Annotated in this window: 21 protein-coding genes and 1 riboswitch; of the genes, 8 read left to right on the forward strand and 13 right to left on the reverse strand. The window is 68.4% G+C overall.

Annotation, left to right across the window (positions count from 1 at the left end; all coding sequences use genetic code 11):
- Positions 1 to 14 precede the first annotated feature (14 nt).
- The 3 genes from E2L08_RS10570 to E2L08_RS10580 form a co-directional block, all read right to left on the reverse strand.
- Positions 15 to 2,945, reverse strand: coding sequence for a DNA translocase FtsK (locus tag E2L08_RS10570; RefSeq protein ID WP_133397051.1), 2,931 nt, complete (start codon positions 2,943 to 2,945; stop codon positions 15 to 17).
- Between the two features lie 11 nt (positions 2,946 to 2,956).
- Positions 2,957 to 4,126: an aminotransferase class I/II-fold pyridoxal phosphate-dependent enzyme gene (locus E2L08_RS10575; protein WP_133397148.1), complete on the reverse strand. Its 1,170-nt coding sequence runs from the start codon at positions 4,124 to 4,126 to the stop codon at positions 2,957 to 2,959.
- Positions 4,127 to 4,244: 118 nt separating this feature from the next.
- Positions 4,245 to 5,573 carry an amidase gene (locus E2L08_RS10580; protein ID WP_133397149.1) on the reverse strand — a complete coding sequence of 443 codons (1,329 nt, stop codon included), beginning with the start codon at positions 5,571 to 5,573 and terminating at the stop codon, positions 4,245 to 4,247.
- Positions 5,574 to 5,637: 64 nt separating this feature from the next.
- On the opposite strand from E2L08_RS10580, the gene E2L08_RS10585 reads away from it, so the two are divergent.
- Complete coding sequence (locus E2L08_RS10585; protein WP_133397052.1) at positions 5,638 to 6,855, forward strand: FAD-dependent monooxygenase; 1,218 nt, start codon at positions 5,638 to 5,640, stop codon at positions 6,853 to 6,855.
- A gap of 51 nt (positions 6,856 to 6,906) precedes the next feature.
- Here the strand turns inward: E2L08_RS10585 and E2L08_RS10590 are convergent, their stop codons facing one another.
- The 5 genes from E2L08_RS10590 to E2L08_RS10610 form a co-directional block, all read right to left on the reverse strand.
- Positions 6,907 to 7,584, reverse strand: a complete 678-nt coding sequence (locus tag E2L08_RS10590) for an energy-coupling factor ABC transporter permease (protein ID WP_133397053.1) — start codon at positions 7,582 to 7,584, stop codon at positions 6,907 to 6,909.
- A 39-nt stretch (positions 7,585 to 7,623) separates the two neighbouring features.
- A riboswitch (cobalamin riboswitch) is annotated at positions 7,624 to 7,828 on the reverse strand.
- 41 nt (positions 7,829 to 7,869) lie between these two features.
- Entirely contained in the window at positions 7,870 to 8,064 is a 195-nt protein-coding gene (locus E2L08_RS10595; RefSeq protein ID WP_133397054.1) for a Trm112 family protein, read from the reverse strand.
- Entirely contained in the window at positions 8,061 to 8,702 is a 642-nt protein-coding gene (locus E2L08_RS10600; protein WP_133397055.1) for an LON peptidase substrate-binding domain-containing protein, read from the reverse strand. The genes E2L08_RS10595 and E2L08_RS10600 overlap by 4 nt, the downstream gene beginning before the upstream one ends.
- A gap of 27 nt (positions 8,703 to 8,729) precedes the next feature.
- Positions 8,730 to 9,650 carry a thioredoxin family protein gene (locus tag E2L08_RS10605; protein ID WP_133397056.1) on the reverse strand — a complete coding sequence of 307 codons (921 nt, stop codon included), beginning with the start codon at positions 9,648 to 9,650 and terminating at the stop codon, positions 8,730 to 8,732.
- A gap of 67 nt (positions 9,651 to 9,717) precedes the next feature.
- A complete protein-coding gene (locus E2L08_RS10610; RefSeq protein ID WP_133397057.1) occupies positions 9,718 to 10,500 on the reverse strand; it encodes an exodeoxyribonuclease III in 783 nt (260 codons plus the stop codon).
- A gap of 117 nt (positions 10,501 to 10,617) precedes the next feature.
- Here E2L08_RS10610 and E2L08_RS10615 point away from each other — a divergent pair, with 117 nt between their 5' ends.
- A complete protein-coding gene (locus E2L08_RS10615) occupies positions 10,618 to 11,127 on the forward strand; it encodes a hypothetical protein (RefSeq protein ID WP_133397058.1) in 510 nt (169 codons plus the stop codon).
- 39 nt (positions 11,128 to 11,166) lie between these two features.
- Here E2L08_RS10615 and E2L08_RS10620 read toward each other — a convergent pair whose 3' ends face one another.
- Positions 11,167 to 11,853: a response regulator transcription factor gene (locus E2L08_RS10620; RefSeq protein WP_133397059.1), complete on the reverse strand. Its 687-nt coding sequence runs from the start codon at positions 11,851 to 11,853 to the stop codon at positions 11,167 to 11,169.
- A 140-nt stretch (positions 11,854 to 11,993) separates the two neighbouring features.
- On the opposite strand from E2L08_RS10620, the gene ribA reads away from it, so the two are divergent.
- On the forward strand, positions 11,994 to 13,079 hold the full coding sequence (gene ribA / locus E2L08_RS10625; RefSeq protein ID WP_133397060.1) for a GTP cyclohydrolase II: 1,086 nt from the start codon (positions 11,994 to 11,996) through the stop codon (positions 13,077 to 13,079).
- Positions 13,076 to 13,600, forward strand: a complete 525-nt coding sequence (locus tag E2L08_RS10630) for a L,D-transpeptidase family protein (protein ID WP_133397061.1) — start codon at positions 13,076 to 13,078, stop codon at positions 13,598 to 13,600. Before ribA ends, E2L08_RS10630 begins: the two co-directional genes overlap by 4 nt.
- Here E2L08_RS10630 and E2L08_RS10635 read toward each other — a convergent pair.
- From E2L08_RS10635 to E2L08_RS10645, 3 genes are all read right to left on the reverse strand, one after another.
- Positions 13,552 to 14,205 (reverse strand): YggS family pyridoxal phosphate-dependent enzyme, encoded by a 654-nt coding sequence (locus E2L08_RS10635; RefSeq protein WP_133397062.1) that lies wholly within the window; start codon positions 14,203 to 14,205, stop codon positions 13,552 to 13,554. The two genes, E2L08_RS10630 and E2L08_RS10635, sit on opposite strands and share 49 nt — an antisense overlap.
- Positions 14,206 to 14,309: 104 nt before the next feature.
- Positions 14,310 to 15,362 carry a porin gene (locus tag E2L08_RS10640; RefSeq protein ID WP_168771117.1) on the reverse strand — a complete coding sequence of 351 codons (1,053 nt, stop codon included), beginning with the start codon at positions 15,360 to 15,362 and terminating at the stop codon, positions 14,310 to 14,312.
- 261 nt (positions 15,363 to 15,623) lie between these two features.
- Positions 15,624 to 15,878, reverse strand: coding sequence for a hypothetical protein (locus tag E2L08_RS10645; protein WP_133397064.1), 255 nt, complete (start codon positions 15,876 to 15,878; stop codon positions 15,624 to 15,626).
- Positions 15,879 to 16,071: 193 nt separating this feature from the next.
- Between E2L08_RS10645 and E2L08_RS10650 the strand changes: the two genes are divergently transcribed.
- Positions 16,072 to 16,569, forward strand: a complete 498-nt coding sequence (locus tag E2L08_RS10650) for a DUF3576 domain-containing protein (protein WP_133397065.1) — start codon at positions 16,072 to 16,074, stop codon at positions 16,567 to 16,569.
- Here the strand turns inward: E2L08_RS10650 and E2L08_RS10655 are convergent.
- Positions 16,566 to 17,804, reverse strand: a complete 1,239-nt coding sequence (locus E2L08_RS10655; protein WP_133397066.1) for a glycosyltransferase — start codon at positions 17,802 to 17,804, stop codon at positions 16,566 to 16,568. The two genes, E2L08_RS10650 and E2L08_RS10655, sit on opposite strands and share 4 nt — an antisense overlap.
- A gap of 170 nt (positions 17,805 to 17,974) precedes the next feature.
- Here E2L08_RS10655 and leuS point away from each other — a divergent pair, with 170 nt between their 5' ends.
- Genes leuS through E2L08_RS10670 form a run of 3 tightly spaced genes read left to right on the forward strand, consistent with a single transcriptional unit; the run spans position 17,975 to position 22,045 of the window.
- Complete coding sequence (gene leuS, locus E2L08_RS10660; protein ID WP_133397067.1) at positions 17,975 to 20,524, forward strand: leucine--tRNA ligase; 2,550 nt, start codon at positions 17,975 to 17,977, stop codon at positions 20,522 to 20,524.
- On the forward strand, positions 20,511 to 21,026 hold the full coding sequence (lptE, locus tag E2L08_RS10665; protein WP_133397068.1) for an LPS assembly lipoprotein LptE: 516 nt from the start codon (positions 20,511 to 20,513) through the stop codon (positions 21,024 to 21,026). The genes leuS and lptE overlap by 14 nt, the downstream gene beginning before the upstream one ends.
- Positions 21,023 to 22,045 carry a DNA polymerase III subunit delta gene (locus tag E2L08_RS10670; RefSeq protein WP_133397069.1) on the forward strand — a complete coding sequence of 341 codons (1,023 nt, stop codon included), beginning with the start codon at positions 21,023 to 21,025 and terminating at the stop codon, positions 22,043 to 22,045. Before lptE ends, E2L08_RS10670 begins: the two co-directional genes overlap by 4 nt.

Genomic DNA, 22,045 nt, shown 5'->3' on the forward strand with positions numbered 1-22,045 from the left:
CCAATGGCCGGGGCCTACTGGACTTCCGGCACGAGCACCTCGCGCTTGCCGACATGGTTGGCCGGCGACACCACGCCCTGATCCTCCATCTGCTCGACCAGCCGCGCGGCCTTGTTGTAGCCGATGCCGAGCTTGCGCTGGATATACGAGGTCGAGCATTTGCGGTCGCGCGCGACGATGGCCACCGCCTCGTCGTATTGCGCATCCTCGCCCGAGGTGTTGCCCCCCGATCCGCCGAGCCCCAGCACCGCGTCGATATCGCTTTCGCGGTCCTCGTCGGGGCCTTCGACGACGCCCGACTTGTAATCCGGCGGCCCGAAGGACTTGAGGTGGTTCACCACGTCCTCCACCTCTTCGTCCGAGCAGAACGGGCCGTGCACGCGCACGATGCGGCTGCCGCCCGCCATGTAGAGCATGTCGCCCATGCCCAGAAGCTGCTCGGCCCCCTGCTCGCCCAGGATGGTGCGGCTGTCGATCTTGGACGTGACCTGGAAACTGATCCGGGTGGGGAAGTTCGCCTTGATCGTGCCGGTGATGACGTCGACCGACGGGCGCTGCGTCGCCATGATGAGGTGGATGCCCGAGGCCCGCGCCATCTGCGCGAGGCGCTGGATGCAGGCCTCGATTTCCTTGCCGGCCACCATCATCAGATCGGCCATCTCGTCGACGACCACCACGATGAAGGGCAGGATCTCGGGCACCGTCTCTTCGGTCTCGAAGATCGGCTCTCCGGTATCCTCGTCGAACCCGGTCTGGACGGTGCGCTCGAACAGCTCGCCCTTGGACAGGGCGTCGCGCACCCGCGAATTGAACCCCTCGATGTTGCGCACGCCCATGCGCGACATCTTGCGGTAACGCTCCTCCATCTCGCCCACGACCCATTTCAGCGCGACGACGGCTTTTTTCGGGTCCGTCACGACCGGGGACAGCAGATGCGGGATGCCGTCATAGACGCTGAGTTCCAGCATCTTGGGGTCGATCATGATGAGGCGGCATTCCTCGGGGGTCAGCTTGTAGAGCAGCGACAGGATCATCGTGTTGATGGCGACCGACTTGCCCGAACCGGTGGTGCCCGCGATCAACAGATGCGGCATCTTGGCGAGGTTCGCGACGATGGGATCGCCGCCGATATCCTTGCCCAGCGCCAGCGGCAGGTGGTGGTTGCCGTCACCGAACTCGCGGCTCGCCAGGATCTCGCGCAGGACGCACATCTCGCGCTTGTCGTTGGGCAACTCGATCCCGATGACCGAGCGGCCCGGCACGGTCGAGACCCGCGCCGACAGCGCCGACATCGAGCGCGCGATATCGTCGGCAAGCCCGATCACGCGGCTGGCCTTGAGACCCGGCGCGGGCTCGAGCTCGTACATGGTGACAACCGGGCCGGGGCGGACGCTGACGATCTCGCCCTTGACGCCGTAATCGTCGAGCACGGTTTCCAGCATCCGCGCATTTTCCTCGAGTGCCTCTTCGCCCAGCACATGGCGGGTGATCGTGTTGGGATGCGTCAAAAGGCTCAGCGGCGGCATCTCGTAGTCGTTATCCTCGTCGGCAAAGGACAGCGACGGCTGCGCTTCGGCCTTGGCGCGCGACGAGGGCAGGATGCGCTTGCGCGGGGCCGACTGGACCACGGCGCGCGGGGGCTCGGCCACCGGGGCGCGCGGGGCGAATGCGGGCGCCGCCTCGGGCGCGTCGTCGAACATGGCGCCGTCATCCTCGGCCTCGACCACCGCGAAATCCGCAACGTCGTGTTCTGCGGCGGCCTGCATCGCGGGCGGAGCGGTCCGGGCAGAGACCGGCGGCTCCTTGGGCAGGATCATGGGCTTGGGGCCGCGCGGGTGTTTCTTGCGCCGGATCGACGGCACGTCGCGATGCCCCGCGGTCAGGACGGGCTGGCTGCGGGCGCGTTGCTGCACCGCGTCGGCGATACGCGCGCGGATGCGGTCGTCGGGGCCGTCGAACCGCTCTTCGGGGCCGTCGTCATGGGCGTGACGGTTGTCGGGCATCTCGTCTTCGAACACGTCGTCCTCGCGCCGCAACATCCCCCCGATCCGGCCCAGCAGGCCGGGCGTGCGGCGCTGTTCGCCATCGTCCTCGCCGTCGAAGCCGCCGCCCTCGTCATGATCGGTCCAGACCGGCTCGCGCGTGGCCCTCAGAACGGCGCGGGGAAGGCGCGCGGGCTCGGGCTCGGGCGCGTCGTGATACGCCCCCTCCTCGTCCTCGTCCCAGCCATCCGCACGGGCGGCGCGGGCATCGGCGATCCGCGTGGCCGCAGCGCGCGCCCCGCGGCCGAGACTGCGCTGCCCCAGCCCCAGCCCGGCGATCAGCCCGGCATAGGTCAGCACGCTGCCGCGCAGCAGCCAGTTGACGATGCGCTTGGTCTCGATCGTGGTCATCCCCAGCACAAAACCCGAGATCACCACTAGCGACGCCATCACCGCCAGCGCCATGAGCTTGAGCCCGACGACACCCGAGACCCCCACGAGGCCCAGCAGCGTGCCCAGCGCCATGTCACCGAAAAGCCCGCCCAGCCCGAAACTGTGCGGCCAGGCCGCGCCGGGCGCATGGGTCGAGGCGTAGATCGAGAACAGGGCGACCCCGATCGGCACGAAGACGGCGCGCGACCAGACCCGGTCCGCGCCGATATGCAGGATGAACCGCCCGCCCCAGACGACACCGGCCAGCACCAGCCCCCAGCCGCCGATGCCCGTCACCATGACCAGCGCGGCCGCGATCGAGGCGCCGAAGCGGCCAAAGACGTTGGCCGCCGGATCGCTCGTCACGCTCATCCAGCTCGGATCGTCGGGGGTGTAGCTCGTGAGCATCAGGGCCAGCGCGACCCCGGCGGCGATGAGCAGGACACCGACCAGTTCGCGCCCGCGTTTCTCCAGCAGGGCCTGGGTCTCGCTGTCGAACAAGGGATCGCGTCCACGCGTCTGATATGCCATCTGCTTCCGCCCTAACTGTAGAGACAGTCGCGCAAGGCCGTCAGCCCCGCCCGCGTCTCGTCTTCGTCGGCCACGAGGGCCACCCTGATGTATTGCCCGCCCGGAGAGCGTCCGTCGACCTCGCGCGACAGATAGGCCCCCGGAAGAACCCGCACCCCGGTCTCGCGCCACAGCCTGACCGCCGCCGCCTCGCCATCCTCGACCGGCAGCCACAGAAAGAACCCCGCCTCGGGCGCGCCGCAGCCCTCGACCCCGGAAAATACCGCGTCGGCGATGTCGAACTTGGCGGCATAGCGGGCGCGCGACGCTTCGACATGGGCCTCGTCCTGCCAGCACCGGGCCGATACCGCCTGGATGGGCAGGGGCAACGGCGCCCCGGCATAGGCGCGAAGCTGGCGCATCCGCGCCATGCTCTGCGGTCCGGCCACGGCCATGCCCGACCGCAGGCCCGGCAGGTTCGACCGCTTGGACAGCGAATGAAAGGCCACGATCCGCTCGGGGTCGGCGCCGGCCTTTTCGGCAGCGGCTAGGATGCCCGGCGGGGGCGTGTCGCGGTAGATCTCGGAATAGCATTCATCCGCGAAGATGCGGAAATCGTGCCGCTCGGCCAAGGCGAGCAGGTCGCGCCAATACGCCTCGGAGGCGACGGCGCCCTGCGGGTTCGCGGGCGAGCAGACATAGGCGATGGCCGTGCGGTCGAGGATCTCGGGGGCAAGCGCGCCGTAATCGGGCAGGAACCCCGTATCGGCCGTTGCGGGCACGTAGACCGGTTCGGCCGCCATGGCGAGCGCGGCCACGGCATAGACCTGGTAGAACGGGTTGGGCACCAGCACGACCGGCCCGCCCTCGGGGCAGAGCGCGACGGCCGCGTTGAACAGCCCCTCGCGCGTGCCGTTCAGCGCCATGACCCGCGTCTCGGGGTCGAGCGTCACCGCGTAGCGCCGCGCGACCCAGTCGCAAAAGGCCGAGCGCAGTTCGGGCGTGCCCTCGTTCACGGGATAGCGGCGGAAATCGTCGAGATGCTCGGACAGCACGTCGCCGACGAAGGCCGGCGGCGCGTGCCGCGGCTCTCCGATCGTCATGTGCACGACATCGCCACCCGGCTCGTATCGGTCGAGCAGGGCACGCAAACGCGGAAAGGCGTAGTCGGGCAGCGCTGTGAACCGCCGTGGAAACTGCATCATGTGCCTCGAAACACGGGATCTTTGCCCCGCTTGTCCGGCCAGACTAGCCCGAGCGTCGCAATCCGGTCCAGCCGGGGCCGCAATCGGCACCTGCGCGGAAACTTGCCTGTGACTTTTAGGCCAGAACCGATTCGATGGCGGCGCCCAGCCGCAGCAGCTCAGGCTCGGTCCCCGGAGGCGTCTGGATCAACAGCCCGACCGACGGCACGCCCGTCGGAACGCTCAGCCCCGGCAGCCCCATGAGGTTCCCGATGCGCGTGTTGCGCAGCGTCAGCAGGTTGCGGTCGACGTAATAGGCGCCGTCCGTCTCGAGCCGCGCGCGTTCGGGCGGCAGGATCGGACAGGTCGGCAACAGCACGGCGTCGACATGCGCGGTCGCGGCAAGATAATCGCGGCGCAGCGCGTCGAGCTGCCGCCACGCGGCGACGTAGTCGGGGGCGCTCACGTCGCGCCCGCCCCGGAACCGTTCGAGCACGGGGGCGAACATGGCGTCTGGATCGGCCTCGATCGTGTCGCGCCAGACGCCATAGGCCTCGGCCGCGAAAAGCGTGCCCGAAAGCGGCATCGCCTCGGCCACCGCGGCGACGGTGCCGCGCTCGATCCGGGCGCCGGCGCGTTCGAGACGCCGCAGCGCCGCGTCGAACCCCTGCGCCACGGGGGCCTCGAGCCCTTCCATCGCCGAGGTCTCGAGCACCATGAACCGCACCCCCCCGAGCGTGGCCTCGGACAGATCGACCGGAGCCGCGCCGCGCAGGACCGACCAGAGCAGCGCGGCATCCTCGACGTTGCGCGCAAGCGGCCCCAGCGTGTCGAAGGACGGACACAGCGGCACGACGCCCGCCATGGACAGGCTGCCATGCGTGGTCTTCAGCCCGACGAGATCGTTCCACGCCGACGGCACCCGCACCGATCCGCCGGTATCGGACCCCATGGCGGCCGGCACCAGCCCGAAGGCCACCGAGGCCGCCGCCCCCGAGGACGACCCCCCCGACACCGCCGCCGGATCGTTCACGCATGGCGGCGTGCCGGTATTGGGGTTCAGCCCCAGCCCGGAAAACGCCAGCTCGCTCATATGGGTCTTGCCGATGCAGACCGCCCCGGCCGCCGTTGCCGTGCCGAGAACGGCGGCATCCTGCGCCGGCACCCGGCCGCGCAGCAGCGCGCTGCCGGCCTCGGTCGCGGTGCCCGCGCTGTCGAACAGGTCCTTCCAGCTCAGCGGCACGCCATCCAGCGGCGACAGGCGCCGGCCGTCGCGCGCGCGGGTCGCAGCGGCCTCGGCCTCGGCCATCGCCCGCTCGGGGGTGAGGCGTGCGAATATGTCGTCGCGATGGGGATGCGCCCCGATCCGGTCGAGCGTTTCGCCCACGATCTCGCGCGGATCGGCCCGGCCCGCGCCGATCTCGCGCCCCAGCGCCGCGGCGCCCATGTTCATGTGATCTGTCATGGCCCATGGGTAGCGGCAGGCGAGCGCATGGACAACGCCCCGCGGCATCCCATACTCCCCTGACATGGATACCGATGTCATCATCTCGGGCGGCGGTCTCAACGGCCTGACGCTCGCTCTCGCGCTGTCCCACGGTGGATTGCGCGTGTCGCTGGCCGACCCCTCGCCGCTGACCGCGGAGACGGCCGATTTCGACGGGCGCAGCTATGCGCTGGCCGCCGCGTCGTGCAACCTCCTGCGCGCCATCGGCGTCTGGGGCGCATTGGCCGAGCGGGCCCAGCCGATCCTCGGGATCAAGGTCAGCGACGGGCGCGCGGGCGAAGGCCCCTCGCCGCTGCATTTGGCCTTCGACCATGCCGAGCTTGAAGAAGGCCCCATGGGCCATATGGTCGAGGATCGGCATCTGCGCCCGGTTCTGGTCGCGGCCGCGCGGGCGGCGGAGCGGGTCACGCTCCTGCCCGGCCGTTCGGTCGAGGATCACACCCCCGATGCGACGGGCGTCACCGTGCGGCTCGACGACGGCACGACGCTGCGTGCCTCGGTTCTCGTCGCCTGCGACGGGCGCAACTCGCCCACGGGCGCGCGGGCCGGCATCCGCCGCACGGGGTGGAGCTATGGGCAGCACGGCATGGTTGCCGCGATCTCGCATGAACGCGACCATGGCGGCATCGCGCATCAGCTCTTCATGCCCGAAGGGCCGCTCGCCATCCTGCCACTGCGCGGCAACCGGTCCTCCATCGTATGGTCCGAACGGTCCGAGCGCGCCGCCGTCGTCAACGCCCTGCCCGAGGACGCGTACCTCGCCCTCTTGCGGCCGCGGTTCGGTGATTTTCTGGGCGAGATCGCGCTCGAGGGGGCGCGTTATACCTATCCGCTGATGCTGAGCCTGGCCAATTCCATGATCGGGCCGCGGCTGGCGCTGGTCGGCGATGCGGCCCACAGGCTGCACCCCATCGCCGGGCAAGGGCTGAATGCCGGGGTCAAGGACGTGGCCACCCTGACCGAGGTGCTGGTCGAGGCGCATCGCCGGGGCGAGAATATCGGCAATGCCGACGTGCTGGCGCGCTACGAACGCTGGCGGCGGTTCGACGTGGCCGCGCTGGCCGTGGCGACGGACGGGTTCAACCGGCTGTTCTCGAACGACAACCCGCTGCTGCGCCTCGCCCGCGACGTGGGGCTCGCGGCGGTGAACGCCGTGCCGGGGCTGCGCCGCGGTTTCATGCGCGAGGCGGCCGGGCTGACGGGCGACCGCCCGCGCCTGCTGGCGGGACGGCCGCTGTAACGCGAAACGGCCCCCGCGGGGGCCGTTTGCCGGACCGGATCGAAAGCGTGTTCAGGCGGTTTGGAACAGCCGCTGCGTGAAAAGACCCGAGGGTAGGCCCTTGCGGCCTGCCTTGGCGGCGGCCAGCACGGCCAGGTCGACCAGCGGCTCGAGCACGATGACCAGTATGTAGGCCGCGCCGAACGCGCCCACGGCGGCCATGTTCTCGGCGCCGAAACCCTGCCCGTAGAACGCCCAGAAGCCGACCCACAGCACGATACCGCCCTGATAGGTCGTCGACAGCGCAAGCGCCTGCGCATAGGTCAGATCGACATAAGGCGTGCCGGGCGCGATCAAACGCTTCGCCAGCGCGTTCACCGCCAGAAGCGGGACGATCAGGGTCGTCACGTTCATGCCGTATTGCGGCAGGTCGAACGGCGCGAAAAGCAGCCCCTGCGCGAGCAGGCCCAGCGCGAGACCCAGCGCCGCTGGCGCCGCGCCGAACAGCAGGAACAGGGTCGAGCCGAGAATCAGGTGTACCTCGGACACGCCCACGGCGTAATGCGGGAAGACCTGGAAAAAGCAGAATACCGCGGCGGTCGACATAACCGTGCGCACCGCGATCGACGGCAGGCCGCGCTCTTTCAGACCCTCCCACGCGAATTTCAACGCGATGCCGCCCGCACCCGCGGCGGTGGCATAGCTGAGGACGATTTTCGCGCCGTTCACGACGCCCGGTTCGATATGCATGTGTTCCGTCTCCTTTCGCGTCACACCCGACGCTCCGATCCTGGTTTCACTGGCACGGCAGGTCTCCTGGCTGGCGGGTCGACGTGGTCGCCCCCCTTCCCGGCATGGCCAGTGGATCGGGCGATACTCACCGCTTACAGTCGCGGGGGCGGCCGCGGTTTGCCGGAAATCCGGTTCCGCGTTCCCATTTCATCCCCCCCGGCCCCTGCGGACCAAGGGGGAAACCGTCCCATCACAGGGAGCGGAAGCACATTGGAGTGTCAACTTGAAACGACAGATCCCGCGTCAGTCGTCGAGGGGCCGTGCCTCGTCGATCAGCATCACCGGGATGCCGTCACGGATGGGAAAGGCCAGGTGCGCCGCCTTTGAAATCAGCTCTTGCCGGGCGGCGTCGTAGCTCAGCACGGCATGGGTCTGCGGGCAGACCAGCGCCTCGAGCATGCGGCGGTCGAAGCCGGGGCTTTCGGGATCGTCGGTCATTGCAACCTCTCGTCGCTGCCGCCGTGCAGGGCGAATTCGACCAGCGTCACCAAGGTTTCGCGACGCGTCTTGAGGGTCGGCGCCTCGAGCAGCGCCTGCTTGTCCTCAGGCTCGAACGGGCACAGCATCGACAGCGCGTTGATCAGCAGTTCGTCCTCGGCCTCGGTCAGCGAATCCCAGTCGGTCTTGAGTTCCTCGGATTCGAAATAGCGCGCGAGCATCTTGAGGAATCTCGGGCGGTCGAAATCGGGATCCTTCTCGGCCGCGCCGCGGTCCCGCTCGAACCCGTCCCATGACACGTCGCAGGTGATATAGGGGGCGAAGCCTTCGTTTTTCTCGCGGATACGGAACCGGGAGATGCCTTTGAGCGTCACCATGTAGCGACCGTCCTCGGTTTCGGAAAACCCGGTCAGCCGGCCGGCGCAACCGATGGCGTGGAGCCTCGGCTCGGCCCCCGATGGAACCTCGCGGGGTTGTGCCATGCCGATCAGACGCTCGGGCGTCTTCATCGCGTCCTCGATCATGGCGAGGTAGCGCGGCTCGAAGATGTGCAGCGGCAACCGGCCGCGCGGCAGCAGAAGCGCGCCGGGCAGCGGGAAAACCGGGATCGTCTCGGGGAGGTCGGCCTGTGTCACCATGATCAGCTAGCTAGACCGCGTTTCGGTTCAGGCAAATATCATCGACGACAACCGGCGGCGCCCCTTGAGAACGATCGGGTCCTGCGGCGGAAGCGCGTCGAAAATGGTGAAAAGCTGTGTCCGCGCGGCACCCTCGTTCCACTCCCTGTCGCGGCGGAACAGCTCGAGCAATTCGTCGACGGCGGCCTCGGTCTTTCCGTGCGCATAAAGCGCCTGGGCAAGGTCGAACCGGGCCTGATGGTCGGCACCGTCCGCCTCGACCCGCGCACGAAGCTCGTCGACCGGCCCGGCATTCTGCGCCTGGCGGGCAAGCTCGAGCTGGGCGCGCACGGCCTCGATCTCGGGCGAGGTGGCGATGGCGACATCTGCGCCATTGAGCACCGCCTCGGCCTGGTCGAGATCGCCCACGGCGATGCGCACCTTGACGAGCCCGGCATAGGCTGCGGCGTGGTTGGGCTCCTCGCCCAGGACGCCGGCGTAGATCTCGGCTGCATCGGCGGCGGCGCCCTGTGCCAGCATCTCGTCGGCGGCGGCCACGGCCTCGTCGAGCCCCCCGCCCGGCGCCTCGCCCCCGGCCTGCGCGACGAGCCGGTCGACAAAGGCGCGGATCTCGGATTGGGGAACGGCCCCCTGGAACCCGTCGATCGGCTGGCCCTGCCAGAAAGCATAGACCGTCGGGATCGACTGGATGCGCAACTGCTGCGCGATGCCCTGCGCCCGGTCCACGTCGAGCTTGACCATGCGGACCGCGCCCTTGGCCGCGCGCACGGCATCCTCGAGCATCGGCCCGAGCGTCTTGCAGGGACCGCACCACGGCGCCCAGAAATCGACGATCACCGGCACCTCGCGGCTGGCCTCGATCACGTCGGCCATGAAACTCGCCTCGGTGGTGTCCTTGATGAGGTCCTGCGCGGCAGGTTGGGGGGTCGCTCCGCCAAGCTCGATCATCGTCGCTCTCCTTCGATCCATCGCGCGTTAGATGTAGGCGTGGCGCCCGCAACGCAAGGCCACCGCGCTAGAGGTCGAAGGTTGCGAAGACCGGAACGTGGTCGCTGGGCTTTTCCCAGCCGCGGGCGTCGCGCAGGATCCGGCTGGAATGGGCGGCGTTCGCGATGTCGGGCGTGGCCCAGAGGTGATCGAGCCTGCGCCCCTTGTCGGCCGCATCCCAGTCGCGCGCGCGATAGGACCACCACGAATAGAGCTGCCCCTCGGGGATATCCTGGCGGGTGATATCGACCCAGCCGCCCGCATCCTGCGCCTGCGCCAGATGCTCGACCTCGATGGGCGTATGGCTGACGACCTTGAGAAGCTGCTTGTGGCTCCAGACATCGTCCTCGCGGGGCGCGATGTTCAGATCGCCGACGAGGATCGACCGCTCGGGCCGCCCGGCATGGAAATCGTCGCGCATCGCGGTCAGGTAGTCGAGCTTTTGACCGAACTTCTCGTTCACCTCGCGGTCGGCCACGTCGCCGCCGGCGGGAACGTAATAGTTGTGGATCGTCACGCCGTTGGGGAGGCGCGCGGCGACATGGCGAGCATGGCCCAGCGCGGCGTGATCGTGGGCGGCCACTTCCTGCAGCGGCAGGCGCGACAGGATGGCCACACCGTTATACCCCTTCTGGCCGCGCGCGACGACATGCGGATATCCCAGCGCCTCGAAGGACGGGATCTTGTCGACCGGCGATTTGCATTCCTGCAGGCAGAGCACGTCGGGCGCTTCGGTCGACATGAGATGCCCAACCAGCCCCTCGCGCAGCCTGACCGAGTTGATGTTCCATGTGGCGACGGTGAACGGCATGAGACCCCCTTGGGCGATTGTCGCGCCCTCTTAGACGGCACGCGGCACGGTGTCACCGGAACGCGGGGCGGCCGGCCGATGTTGCCCCCCTGACGATCCACGCAACAGGAGACCCCCATGCGCCGTAGCGCCCCCCTTTTCGCCGCCCTGATCCTTGCCGGACCCGCCCTCGCGCAGGAAACCGTCGGATCGCTCAGCGGCACCATAGACGGCGTTCAGACCGCCTTTACCGTGCTGGATGGCGACGGCTACGAGACCGGCTGGAACCGGGTCGAGGACGGGATCGAGGTCACGCTCGAAGCCTACCCCTCGGACACGCCCGCCGCCGAAGAAAACCGCCTGCTGATCCGGTTCACCGGCGATACCGCCAGCCGGACCCCCGAGATGATCCGCGGCGATGTGACGCTGAACTGGAACGACCGGACCCTGACGGGGACGGGCGATGCCATCCGGCTCGAACTCGACAGTTTCGAGATTCAGGACCGCAGCCTCTTCATGGTCGGCAACATGGCCGTGAACCTCGGCGAAGGCGAGGAAAACGTGGGCCTGTTCACCGAGGACGCCGTCACCTTGTCGATCGACGTGCAGGCCACGGTGATCTCGGAAGATGCGCCGCAATCCCAATGATCCGCGGCGCGGGGCCGCGACCGGCGCGGCCCCGTCCCCTCAGACGGCGAGTCGGTAGCCGCCGCTTTCCGTGACGAGGATGCGCGCGTTCGACGGATCGGGCTCGATCTTCTGGCGCAGCCGGTAGATATGCGTCTCGAGCGTATGGGTCGTGACGCCCGCATTATATCCCCAGACCTCGTGCAGCAGCACGTCGCGCGCCACCACCTTGTCGGAGGCGCGGTAAAGGAACTTGAGGATGTTCGTCTCTTTCTCGGTCAGGCGGATCTTTTTCTCGTTCTCGTCCACCAGCACCTTTTGCGCGGGGCGGAACGAATACGGCCCAAAGCTGAACACCGCGTCCTCGGACTGCTCGTGCTGGCGCAACTGCCCGCGGATGCGGGCCAGCAGAACCGGGAACTTGAATGGCTTGGTGACATAATCGTTGGCGCCCGAATCGAGCCCATAGATCATGTCGGCATCCGAATCCTGACCCGTCAGCATGATGATGGGGCATTTGACGCCCTGCTTGCGCATGAGCTTGCACAGCTCGCGCCCATCGCTGTCGGGCAGGCCCACATCGAGGATCACGAGGTCGAAAAGCCCGGCCTTGACCCGTTCCATCGCATGCGCGGCCGATTCGGCCTCGAACACGTCGAAATCCTCGGTGGTCACGAGCTGTTCGCTCAGCGCCTCGCGCAGATCGTCGTCATCGTCGACCAGAAGTATTTTCTTCAATCCGTTCATGGCTCAATCTCCTCGCGTCCCAAACGCGCAGATGTGAACACGGTTCAATCCGATCAATGGCGGTGAAACAGGGATCACCCGTAAGTGTCCCGGCGCCATGTTTTGTTTCACATCGCTACCGCCGCCGCCTATCTGGGGGCATGATCTTTCCCGATGCCCTGCTGCCCTCCGACGCCGAGCTTTCCGTTCGCGCGCAATCCGATCTCAAGGCCGGCCTGCCTGTCGTGCTGCACGGGGCCGACGGCCCCGTCCTCGCCCTCGCGGCCGAGACCGCCCCGGCCGAGAGGTTGGCCGCGTTGACCGCGCCGGGCCGCGCCGTGCTGGCCATCAGCGCGTGGCGGGCCGGGACGCTCAAGATCCGGGTCTATGACGGGGATCTGGCCCGCATCGCCCTGTCCGCAGACACGACGCGTGCCGAGATTCGTGCGCTGAGCGATCCCTCGAACGACCTGTCCACCCCGCTCAAGGGGCCGTTCGCCGCGATCCGCGACGGGGCCGCGGATATCGCCCGCACCGCATTGGCGCTGGCGCGCGCGGCGCGGCTGATGCCCGCGATGGTGCTGGCGCCCGTCGATACGGTCCCGCCCGCCCTGACCCGGATCGCGCCCGGCGCGGGGTTGCCTCGGGCGGCCCCGCTGGACCGCGTCGCCTCGGCGCGGCTGCCGATCCGCGAGGATACGCAGACACGGCTGCACCTGTACCGCAGCGCCACGGGTGAGGTCGAACATTACGCCGTGCAGATCGGCCCGGTGCGCGCCGACAGTGCGGGCCCGGTGCTGACCCGCGTCCACTCCGCCTGTTTCACGGGCGACGTGCTGGGATCGCTGAAATGCGATTGCGGCCCGCAGCTTCATGCCGCGCTGGCGCGCATGGCCGAGGCCGGGGGCGGGCTGCTGCTCTACCTCAACCAGGAAGGGCGCGGGATCGGGCTGGCCAACAAGCTGCGCGCCTATGCGCTTCAGGATCAGGGGTTCGACACGGTCGAGGCGAACCACCGGCTCGGATTCGACGACGACCTGCGCGATTTCGCCGCGGCAGCCGCTATCCTGCGCGATCGGGGCGTCGCGCGCGTGCGGCTGATGACGAACAACCCGCGCAAGGTCGATATCCTGACCCGCCACGGCATCGAGGTGGTCGAGCGTGTGCCGCTCTGGGTCGGGCGCACCGAGTTCAACGCCGACTATCTGAGGGTCAAGGCCGAACGCTCGGGGCATATCCCCGAATGAGGCTGACGACGCGCGGGCTGTTCGCCCATGGCCGCAACCTGCCCTGCACCATCGGGCGCGGCGGGATCACCGCCGACAAGCGCGAGGGCGATGGCGCGACACCGGCCGGGCATCATCGCATCGCGGGGATGTTTCACCGCGCCGACCGCCTGCGCGCCCCTGCCCCGTGGTCCCGCCCGATCGGGCCGCGCGACCTCTGGTCCGACGATCCCCGCGCCACCGATTACAACAGCGCGGTGCGCGCGCCCTATGGCTTTTCGGCCGAAAGGCTATGGCGGGCCGATCCGGTCTATGACGTGGTGATCGTGCTCGATTGGAACCTCGCCGCCCCGGTGGCGGGGCGTGGATCGGCGATCTTTCTGCACGCATGGCGGCGGCGCGGAGCGGCCACCGAGGGCTGCATCGCCCTGTCGCGTGGCGATCTGCTGTGGCTCGCCACGCGCGTGCAGCCCGGCGACGTTCTGCGTGTCGATCAGTTGGCCGGGCGCTCTCCGAAAATGGCCGAGCCGACCCGGACATGAGTCGCGCCAAAGGCGATGGCCGTCTCGAAATCGGCGCTCATCCCCATGGACAGGCCGGATAGCCCGTTGCGTTCGGCCAGCTTGGCCAGCAGCGCGAAATGCAGCGATGGCGTTTCGTCGACGGGCGGGATGCACATCAGCCCTGCAACCGGCAGGTCAGCCGCGCGGCAGCGCACGATGAAACCGTCCGTATCGGCCGGGGCGATCCCGGCTTTCTGCGGCTCTTCGCCGGTGTTGATCTGGACGAAAAGCTGCGGACACCGCCCCATATCCTGCGCAAGTCGGGCAAAGGTGTCGATCAGCTTGGGTCGATCGAGCGAATGGATCGCGTCGAACAGCTCCATCGCCTGACGGGCCTTGTTGGATTGCAACTGCCCGACGAGGTGAAGCTCCACCCCCGGATGATCGGCGCGGAAATCGGGCCATTTGCCGGCCGCCTCCTGCACCCGGTTCTCGCCGAACACGCGGTGGCCGGCTTGCAACACAGCCTCGACCCGGTCGAGCGGCTGCTGCTTGCTGACCGCGATCAGGGCGATATCGGCGGGGTCGCGACCGGCGGTTTCGGCGGCGACGGCAAGGCGGGTCTGGATCTCGGACAGGGACATTGGGGGCGCCTCGGCTGGTGATTTCGGCCTATGGGCCACAGCCTTGCGCAAAAGAAAAGGGCGGGTCCGAAGACCCGCCCGATCCGTAACCGATCCTGAAAGGATCAGAACGACATCGCGATACCGAAGGAGTAGGTATCCTGGTCGCCCACGTTGTCGAAGTTCGAGCGGCCATAGCCGGCCTGGAGCTCGGCACCGCCGCCCAGGTCGTAGTTGCCGATCAGGCCGTAGCCATCAACATCGCCGCCACCGTCGAGGTCGAACTTACCGTAGTTGGCAGCGACCAGGAAGGCGCCGAACTCGTAGCCGACGGCAATGCCCCAGTGGTTGTCGATGCCGGCGGCACCGATCGGGAAGCCGTTGGCGGCTTCGAACACCTTGGCGACGTTGTCGTAGTCGGTGTAGTTCAGGATGGCCTGGAGACCCATATCCATCTGGACGCCGAGCGACACACCGAGAGCTTCGGAGTCGTCACCGCGGTCGTTGTCGGTCACCTGGTAGCCGAGGCCGACGCCGAACGACGTGGCGCCGAAGGTGCCTTCGTAACGGCCACCGATGCCGTAGGTCGGGCCCTGGTTGCCGTTGAACGGGCCGGTGAGCAGCTCGTTGGCGCGATCGTCGTCGTCGAGTTCAGCCGACAGGGCAACGGTGAAGTCGCCGAAGGTGTACTCGTAACGGGCGATCTGGCCGTCGAGACCATTGAAGCCGTCGAGCAGGCTGTTGCCGTTGTAGCCGGCATGCTCGTGGTCGTCGCGGATCGCGCCGCCGATGATGGCTTCCTGCATGACGAAGTCGAGCGCACCGTCGGTGTCGCCCATGGTCAGGGTGCCGAAGCCGCCCGACACGAACACGACCGCGCCGCCGTCATCGCTCTCGTCGTCGGTGGCCTGGCCGCCGGCGATGTCGTCCTCGAACGCAACTTCGGCGCCGAAGGTCAGACCGGCATCGGTCTGGCCGGACATCGAGAAGATCACGTCGATGTCGGTGGCGAACTGGCCCTGCTGGTCCAGAACTTCGTCGATCACGCCGCCGACGCCGTCAAAGTCGAAATCCGACCCGAAGACGCCCATTTCGGCCGAACCTGAAAGATCGACGTCAGCCATGGCGAAGGTCGTCGAGGCGACCAGAGCCGTGGAAGCAATAAGAAGCTTTTTCATGCTTTCCCTCATTATTTGAACCGGCCCCAAGAGGTATATCGCCCCGTGGGTACGCTGTCGGAGTGCGCTTTTCGCCCCGGTCTTTCAAGCGCGACCGGACCCCCCCGTTTCAGGCCGGGGGTGATTGGTGCAGCGATGTCACAGTTATGGCGGCCGAGGGGGCCGGACCGGCCAAGCGACTCGTTTATATGGGGGAAAACGAAAAGGGCCGCCCTTGCGGACGGCCCTCGGTCGGAAGCCGATTCAGCTTCGTCGGGAAGATTACTCGGAACCGCGGGCGATGGCCTCGATCCGCTGACACTTGTCGGCTTCGTCGGCCGAGCCGGCGGTGATCACGATGCCCGAGACCTGCGCCATGGTCAGGGTGTCGATCGCGTTGGCGTCGATGTCGCAGTCGCGAAGGGCGTTGAAGACCTTGCCGGTCAGCATGTCCATCTCGGCGATCTGGGCAAGGGCGGGTGCGGACGCGCCGGCAAGCGAAGCGGCGGCAGCGGCGGCGGCAACAAACATTTTCATAGGTTCAGTCCTTCTCAGTGGCGCCTCTTTCGACAGAGGCAAGATGCTGCACCAACACGATGGCCGGGGCGCGGTTCCACGGGGGTGAAACTTTTTTTCCCGTCCGACGGGCCGGCGTTCCGCGCGGCCCGCATCTTGTCCGGCTCAATCGCGTGGGCTAGGGATGGCCCATATGCCGCAAGGGGAGCCGACCATGACCGCCACGCCGACCCGCATCGGGTTCTGTCTTGCCGCGGCCGCCGCCCTTGCCGCCTGCTCGAACCGCGGTCCCGCGACGAACACCGCCGGCGTCAGCGACAACGTGCTGCTGCAACGCCAGAACACCCCCATCGAACAACGTCGCGGGCGCGAGACGATCTTTGACCTGTTCCTGAACGCCGACGATCCCAACGTCACGGTCGAGGTGAACCGCTACATCTGGAACGCCTCGCTCCAGGTGCTGGATTTCCTGCCGCTCGAGACCGCCGATCCGTTCACGGGCGTGCTCGTCTTCGGCTTCGGCCGGCCGCCCGGCGGCGGGCAGGCCTATCGCGCGACGGTCTATGTGCAGGATCCCGCGCTCGACGCGCGGTCGCTGAACGTCGCGGTGGCCTCGACCTCGGGGCCGGTGTCGGTCGATACGGCGCGCGCCATCGAGGACGCGATCCTGACGCGCGCCCGGCAGTTGCGCGTGGCCGACGCCGCGCTCTAGCCGCGGGCCAGTCGCGCGATCCAGTCGAACTGGGCCGGCAGGCATACATCCCTCAGGTCGTAATCGCGCACTACCCGTTCGCGCGCGGCGGTGCCCAGCCGCGCGCGCAACGCGCGATCCTCGCACAGCTCGACCACCCGCGCGACAAGGGCGCCGGGGTCGAAAAAATCGAACAGCAATCCCGTCCGATCGTGGTCGATGACCTCGCGCACGGGGGCCGTGTCGCTGGCCGCGATGGCGCAGCCCGCGCTCATCGCCTCCATCAGGCTCCAGCTCAGCACGAAGGGGTAGGTCATGTAGAGATGCACCCGGCTGACCTGCAAAAGCCGGGTGAACTGCGCGCGGTCGATCCGCCCGGTGAAATGGACGCGGGCGAAATCGGCGTCCGGGATCCGGCCACGCACCTCGTCCAGCATCGTGTCCTTCCAGCTTCGTCCGTCCTCGGGCGGGGTGCCGTAGCTGGTCCCGTTCTCGCCCACGACGAGAATGCGCGCCGCCGGCCGCGCCCTCAGCAGATCCGGCAGCGCCCGCATGAAGATGTGAAACCCGCGATAGGGCTCGAGATTGCGGTTCACGAAGGTGATGACCTCGTCCTCGCGGGTCAGACGCCCCGCGCCGGCGATCTCGAGCGCGGCGGCGGGATCGGGGGCGATCGCGTCGGTGTCGATCCCGTCGAAGACGACGCTTATCTTGTCGCGCAGATCGGCGGGATGGCTGTCGGCCTGCCAGCGCGTCGGGCTGATCCCGGCATCCGCGGACTCGAGCTGCAACCGGATCGCGAGGTTGCGCATCTCGACCCGCGCGGCGCGGCCCAGCTCGCCCTGCCCCTCGAACTCGGGGTCGAACCCGATATCGGCGCCCGACGCGCGATAGAAATACTCGCAAAAGAGACCGATTCGCGCCTCGGGCCAGACGTGGCGCAGGAACATCGCCTCGCCCCAGCCGCCATGGGCCACGATCACATCCGGCATGAAGCCGCGCGCCTCGAGCGCGCGACAGGCGCGAAACACCGTCTCGCCGCGATGGGTGGCCGCGTTCAGCGTCTTGAGCCAGGGGTGCAGCACCTGCCCCTCGGGCGCGGCATGGCGGTAGGCCACGATATCGACGCCGCGCCAGGTCCGGTTCCGCTCCACCCGCGAGGTCAGCGCGACGACCCGGTGCCCCGCGCGCGCCAGCGCGGGGGCGAGGTGCAGGAACTGCCCCGGAAAGTTCTGGTGCAGGAACATGAAATTCATGGTGCGCGCTCTGCGATCCGGGGCCTGGGGCGAACCTCGCCCAAAAGCGGGGCCGATTTAAGGCCGCCCCGCCCCGCCCGACACGGATCGTTGCGCCAAAGCCGCTGGACCGTGCGCGGCGCCGTGCCTATCAAGGCGCGCACGAGATCACGAGGAAGGCCCGGCTGCTGATGTCCCGATACGATGCGCGCGAGATCGAACCGAAATGGCAGAAGGCCTGGGCCGCGGCGGGCTGCTTTACCGCGCGGCGCGACCCGTCCAAGCCGAAATACTACGTGCTCGAGATGTTTCCCTATCCGTCGGGCAACCTGCATATCGGCCATGTCCGCAACTACACGATGGGCGACGTGGTCGCGCGCTACAAGCTTGCGACGGGCCACGCGGTGCTGCATCCCATGGGCTGGGACGCCTTCGGCCTGCCCGCCGAGAACGCCGCGATGGAGCGGCGCATCCATCCCGGCGACTGGACCTATTCCAACATCGCCAACATGAAGGACCAGTTCGCCCGGCTCGGCCTGACGCTGGACTGGTCGCGCGAGTTCGCGACCTGCGATCCGGAATATTACGGCCAGCAGCAGTCCATGTTTCTCGATTTCCTGGAAAAGGGCATCGCCTATCGCAAGAACGCCGTGGTCAACTGGGACCCGGTGGACATGACCGTGCTGGCGAACGAGCAGGTCGAGGACGGGCGCGGCTGGCGCTCGGGCGCGCTGGTCGAGCGGCGCGAGCTGACGCAATGGTTTTTTCGCATCTCGGACTATTCCGAGGATCTGCTCTCCGCGCTGGACGGGCTCGATAACTGGCCTGAAAAGGTCAAGACGATGCAGCGCAACTGGATCGGCCGGTCGCGGGGGCTGCAATTCTCGTTCTCGACCGTCGACGCGCCCGAGGGGTTCGACCGGATCGAGGTCTATACCACGCGGCCCGACACGATGCTCGGAGCGAGCTTCGTCGGCATATCGCCCGATCACCCGCTCGCCCGCCAGCTCGAGCGCGAAGCCCCCGAGATCGCGGCCTTCAACGCCGAATGCCGGCGCATGGGCACCGCCGAAGAGGATCTGGAAAAGGCCGAAAAGCGCGGTTTCGACACCGGCCTGCGCGTGCGCCATCCCTTCGACACCGCGTGGGAGCTTCCGGTCTATATCGCGAATTTCATCCTCATGGATTACGGCACCGGCGCCATCTTCGGCTGTCCGGCCCATGACCCGCGCGACCTCGAGTTCGCGCGCAAATACGATCTGCCGGTGATCTCGACCTTTGCCCCCGAAAGCGGCGATCACACCCTGCCCGAAGAGGGCGGGCCGGCCTACGTGCCCCCCAAGCCCGAGACGGTCCATTATATCCGCGGCTTCGCCGGGGACGAACACCAGACCGGCGAAGCCGCGATCGAGGCCGCCATCACCTTTTGCGAGACGAACGGCGTGGGGCAGGGCGTGACGCGCTATCGCCTGCGCGACTGGGGCATCTCGCGGCAGCGCTACTGGGGCTGCCCGATCCCGGTCGTGCATTGCGACGCCTGCGGCGTGGTGCCCGAAAAGAAAGAGAACCTGCCGGTCGAGCTTCCGCGCGACATAGATTTCGACACGCCCGGCAACCCGCTGGCGCGGCATCCGACCTGGTCCTCGGTGCCCTGCCCGGCCTGCGGCGCGCCCGCCCGCCGCGAGACCGACACGATGGATACCTTTGTGGATTCGTCGTGGTATTACGCCCGCTTCGCCTCGCCGGGGGCCAAGACGCCGACCGACCCCGAGGGGGTCGAGTACTGGATGAATGTCGACCAGTATATCGGTGGCGTCGAACACGCGATCCTGCACCTGCTCTATGCCCGGTTCTTTGCCCGCGCGATGCAGGCCTGCGGCCATCTACCCCAGGGCACGTCCGAGCCGTTCGACGCGCTGTTCACGCAGGGGATGCTGACCCACGAGATCTATCTCACCCGCGATGCCGAAGGCCGCCCGGTCTATCATTACCCGCACGAGGTGACGGACGGCAAACTGGCCGACGGGCGCCCGGTCGAGATCGTGCCCTCGGCCAAGATGTCGAAATCCAAGCGCAACGTCGTCGATCCCGTCGATATCATCGACCGGTTCGGCGCGGATACCGCGCGCTGGTTCGTCCTGTCCGACAGCCCGCCCGAGCGCGACGTCGAATGGACCGAGGCCGGCGCCGAGGCCGCGTCGCGCCACCTGGCCCGCGTCTGGCGTCTCGCCCAGGCCGCCCGCGACGCCGACGAGACCGGCAGCGGCGACGAGGATCTCGAGCGCGAGCGGCACCGCGCGATCCACGACGCGACGATGGGTGTCGAGAGTTTCGGCTTCAACGCGGCCATCGCGCGGCTCTATGCCTTTACTAACGTGCTGTCGAAATCCAAAGCCGGCCGCGCCGCGCAGGTGCGGGCGGTCCGCACGCTGGCGCAGCTCATGTCGCCGATGACGCCGCATCTGTCCGAGGAAATCTGGCAGATGCTGGGCGGCGAGGGGCTGATCGCGCGCGCGCCCTGGCCGCAGGCCGACCCCGCGATGCTGGTCGAGGACGAGATCACGCTGCCGATCCAGATCAACGGCAAGCGGCGCGGCGAGATGCGCGTCGCCCGCGACCTGCCCAAGGACGTGGTTGAGGCGCAGGCGCTGGCCACGGACGCGGTGCAACGCGCGCTGTCCGGCGGCACGCCGAAAAAGGTCATCGTGGTGCCGGGCAAGATCGTCAATGTGGTGGTCTAGGGGCGCGATCCTCAGCGCGGCGGCGATGCTGGCCGCCTGCGGCTTTACCCCCGTCTATGGGCCGGGCGGCGCGGCGAGCGGCCTTTCGGGCCAGATCCTCGCCGACGCCCCCGAGGATGCGGCCGGCTATGCCTATGTGCGGCAGGTCGAGGATCGGCTGGGGCTGCCCACGACGCCGCTTTATCGGCTCGCCGCCGAGATCGTGCTGGACGAGGACGGGTTCGGGATCACCCCGGCCCGCGACACCACCCGGTTCCAGATCACCGGCACCGTCGTCTACAGCCTCAGCGATATCGCCAGCGGTGCGCCGCTGACCTCCGGCACGCTGTCCAGCTTTACCAGCTACTCGGCCCCCGTGGTCCGCCCCGGCGCCGGCAGCGTCGCGGGCAACAGCGTCACGGTCCGCGCCGCGCGGCAGGACGCGGTCGAGCGGCTGATGACGATCCTCGCGAACCAGACGGCCGCGCGCCTGCTGGCCACCGCGCCCGACTGGCGGCCATGAAGCTCAACGCACGCGACGCGACGGCCTGGATCGCCCGCCCGCCCGCCGACCGGCCCGGAACGCTGCTTTATGGCGAGGACGGGATGCGTGTCGCGCTCAAACGGCAGGAGCTGCTCGCCAACCTTCTGGGCAAGGATGCCGAAGAGGAGATGCGCCTGACGCGCCTCCAGGCGGCCGAGATCCGCCGCGACCGCGCGCTGGTATCGGACGCGATCAAGGCGCAGGGGTTCTTTCCCGGTGCGCGTGCCGTCCTGATCGAGGATGCCACCCCGCAACATGCCGACGCCATCCTCGGCGCCCTGTCGGACTGGCAGCCGGGCGATGCCCATGTCGTCGTGGTGGCCGGGCTGCAAAAGCCGTCCTCGGCGCTGCGCAAGGGGTTCGAGAAACACCCCGCCGCCGCCTGCATCGCCATCTATGGCACGCCCCCCACGCGGGCCGAGATCGAGGCCGAACTGACCGCCGCGGGGCTCGACCGGGTATCTGCCGACCGGGTGGCCGAACTGTCGGTTCTGGCGCAGGCGATGGGGCCCGGCGATTTCCGGCGGCTCGTCGAAAAGATCGCACTCTACAAGGCGAGCGATCCGGCCCCGCTCTCGTCCGAGGATATCGCCGCCTGCGCGCCGGCATCGACCGAGGCCGCGCTCGACGATGTGCTGAACGCCGTGGCCGACGCCCGCACCGCCGATATCGGGCCGATCCTGCGGCGTCTCGAGGCGCAGGGCGTCACGCCGGTGGCACTCGCCATCGGGGCCGGGCGCCATTTCCGCACGCTCCATGCCGCGGCCTCGGATCCCGGCGGCGCGGGGGCGGGCATAGGCAAGCTGCGCCCGCCGGTCTTCGGTCCGCGCCGCGATGCGATCCTGCGGCAGGCGCAGGGCTGGGGGGCCGCGCGGCTCGACGAGGCGCTCAAGGTGCTGACCGATACCGATCTCGCGCTGCGCTCGACCAGCCGCGCACCGCAGATGCCGCTGGTCGAACGCGCCTTCATCCGGCTGTCGATGATGGGCCGGGGCTAG

This window comes from Palleronia sediminis (assembly GCF_004358695.1).
Taxonomy (GTDB): Bacteria; Pseudomonadota; Alphaproteobacteria; order Rhodobacterales; family Rhodobacteraceae; genus Palleronia; species Palleronia sediminis.

Bases quoted from the DNA above. Each gene is read 5' to 3' on its own strand.
- E2L08_RS10570 (WP_133397051.1), bottom strand. From the start codon at position 2,945: ATGGCATATCAGACGCGTGGACGCGATCCCTTGTTCGACAGCGAGACC.
- E2L08_RS10575 (WP_133397148.1), bottom strand. From the start codon at position 4,126: ATGCAGTTTCCACGGCGGTTCACAGCGCTGCCCGACTACGCCTTTCCG.
- E2L08_RS10580 (WP_133397149.1), bottom strand. From the start codon at position 5,573: ATGACAGATCACATGAACATGGGCGCCGCGGCGCTGGGGCGCGAGATC.
- E2L08_RS10585 (WP_133397052.1), top strand. From the start codon at position 5,638: ATGGATACCGATGTCATCATCTCGGGCGGCGGTCTCAACGGCCTGACG.
- E2L08_RS10590 (WP_133397053.1), bottom strand. From the start codon at position 7,584: ATGCATATCGAACCGGGCGTCGTGAACGGCGCGAAAATCGTCCTCAGC.
- E2L08_RS10595 (WP_133397054.1), bottom strand. From the start codon at position 8,064: ATGACCGACGATCCCGAAAGCCCCGGCTTCGACCGCCGCATGCTCGAG.
- E2L08_RS10600 (WP_133397055.1), bottom strand. From the start codon at position 8,702: ATGGTGACACAGGCCGACCTCCCCGAGACGATCCCGGTTTTCCCGCTG.
- E2L08_RS10605 (WP_133397056.1), bottom strand. From the start codon at position 9,650: ATGATCGAGCTTGGCGGAGCGACCCCCCAACCTGCCGCGCAGGACCTC.
- E2L08_RS10610 (WP_133397057.1), bottom strand. From the start codon at position 10,500: ATGCCGTTCACCGTCGCCACATGGAACATCAACTCGGTCAGGCTGCGC.
- E2L08_RS10615 (WP_133397058.1), top strand. From the start codon at position 10,618: ATGCGCCGTAGCGCCCCCCTTTTCGCCGCCCTGATCCTTGCCGGACCC.
- E2L08_RS10620 (WP_133397059.1), bottom strand. From the start codon at position 11,853: ATGAACGGATTGAAGAAAATACTTCTGGTCGACGATGACGACGATCTG.
- ribA (WP_133397060.1), top strand. From the start codon at position 11,994: ATGATCTTTCCCGATGCCCTGCTGCCCTCCGACGCCGAGCTTTCCGTT.
- E2L08_RS10630 (WP_133397061.1), top strand. From the start codon at position 13,076: ATGAGGCTGACGACGCGCGGGCTGTTCGCCCATGGCCGCAACCTGCCC.
- E2L08_RS10635 (WP_133397062.1), bottom strand. From the start codon at position 14,205: ATGTCCCTGTCCGAGATCCAGACCCGCCTTGCCGTCGCCGCCGAAACC.
- E2L08_RS10640 (WP_168771117.1), bottom strand. From the start codon at position 15,362: ATGAAAAAGCTTCTTATTGCTTCCACGGCTCTGGTCGCCTCGACGACC.
- E2L08_RS10645 (WP_133397064.1), bottom strand. From the start codon at position 15,878: ATGAAAATGTTTGTTGCCGCCGCCGCTGCCGCCGCTTCGCTTGCCGGC.
- E2L08_RS10650 (WP_133397065.1), top strand. From the start codon at position 16,072: ATGACCGCCACGCCGACCCGCATCGGGTTCTGTCTTGCCGCGGCCGCC.
- E2L08_RS10655 (WP_133397066.1), bottom strand. From the start codon at position 17,804: ATGAATTTCATGTTCCTGCACCAGAACTTTCCGGGGCAGTTCCTGCAC.
- leuS (WP_133397067.1), top strand. From the start codon at position 17,975: ATGTCCCGATACGATGCGCGCGAGATCGAACCGAAATGGCAGAAGGCC.
- lptE (WP_133397068.1), top strand. From the start codon at position 20,511: ATGTGGTGGTCTAGGGGCGCGATCCTCAGCGCGGCGGCGATGCTGGCC.
- E2L08_RS10670 (WP_133397069.1), top strand. From the start codon at position 21,023: ATGAAGCTCAACGCACGCGACGCGACGGCCTGGATCGCCCGCCCGCCC.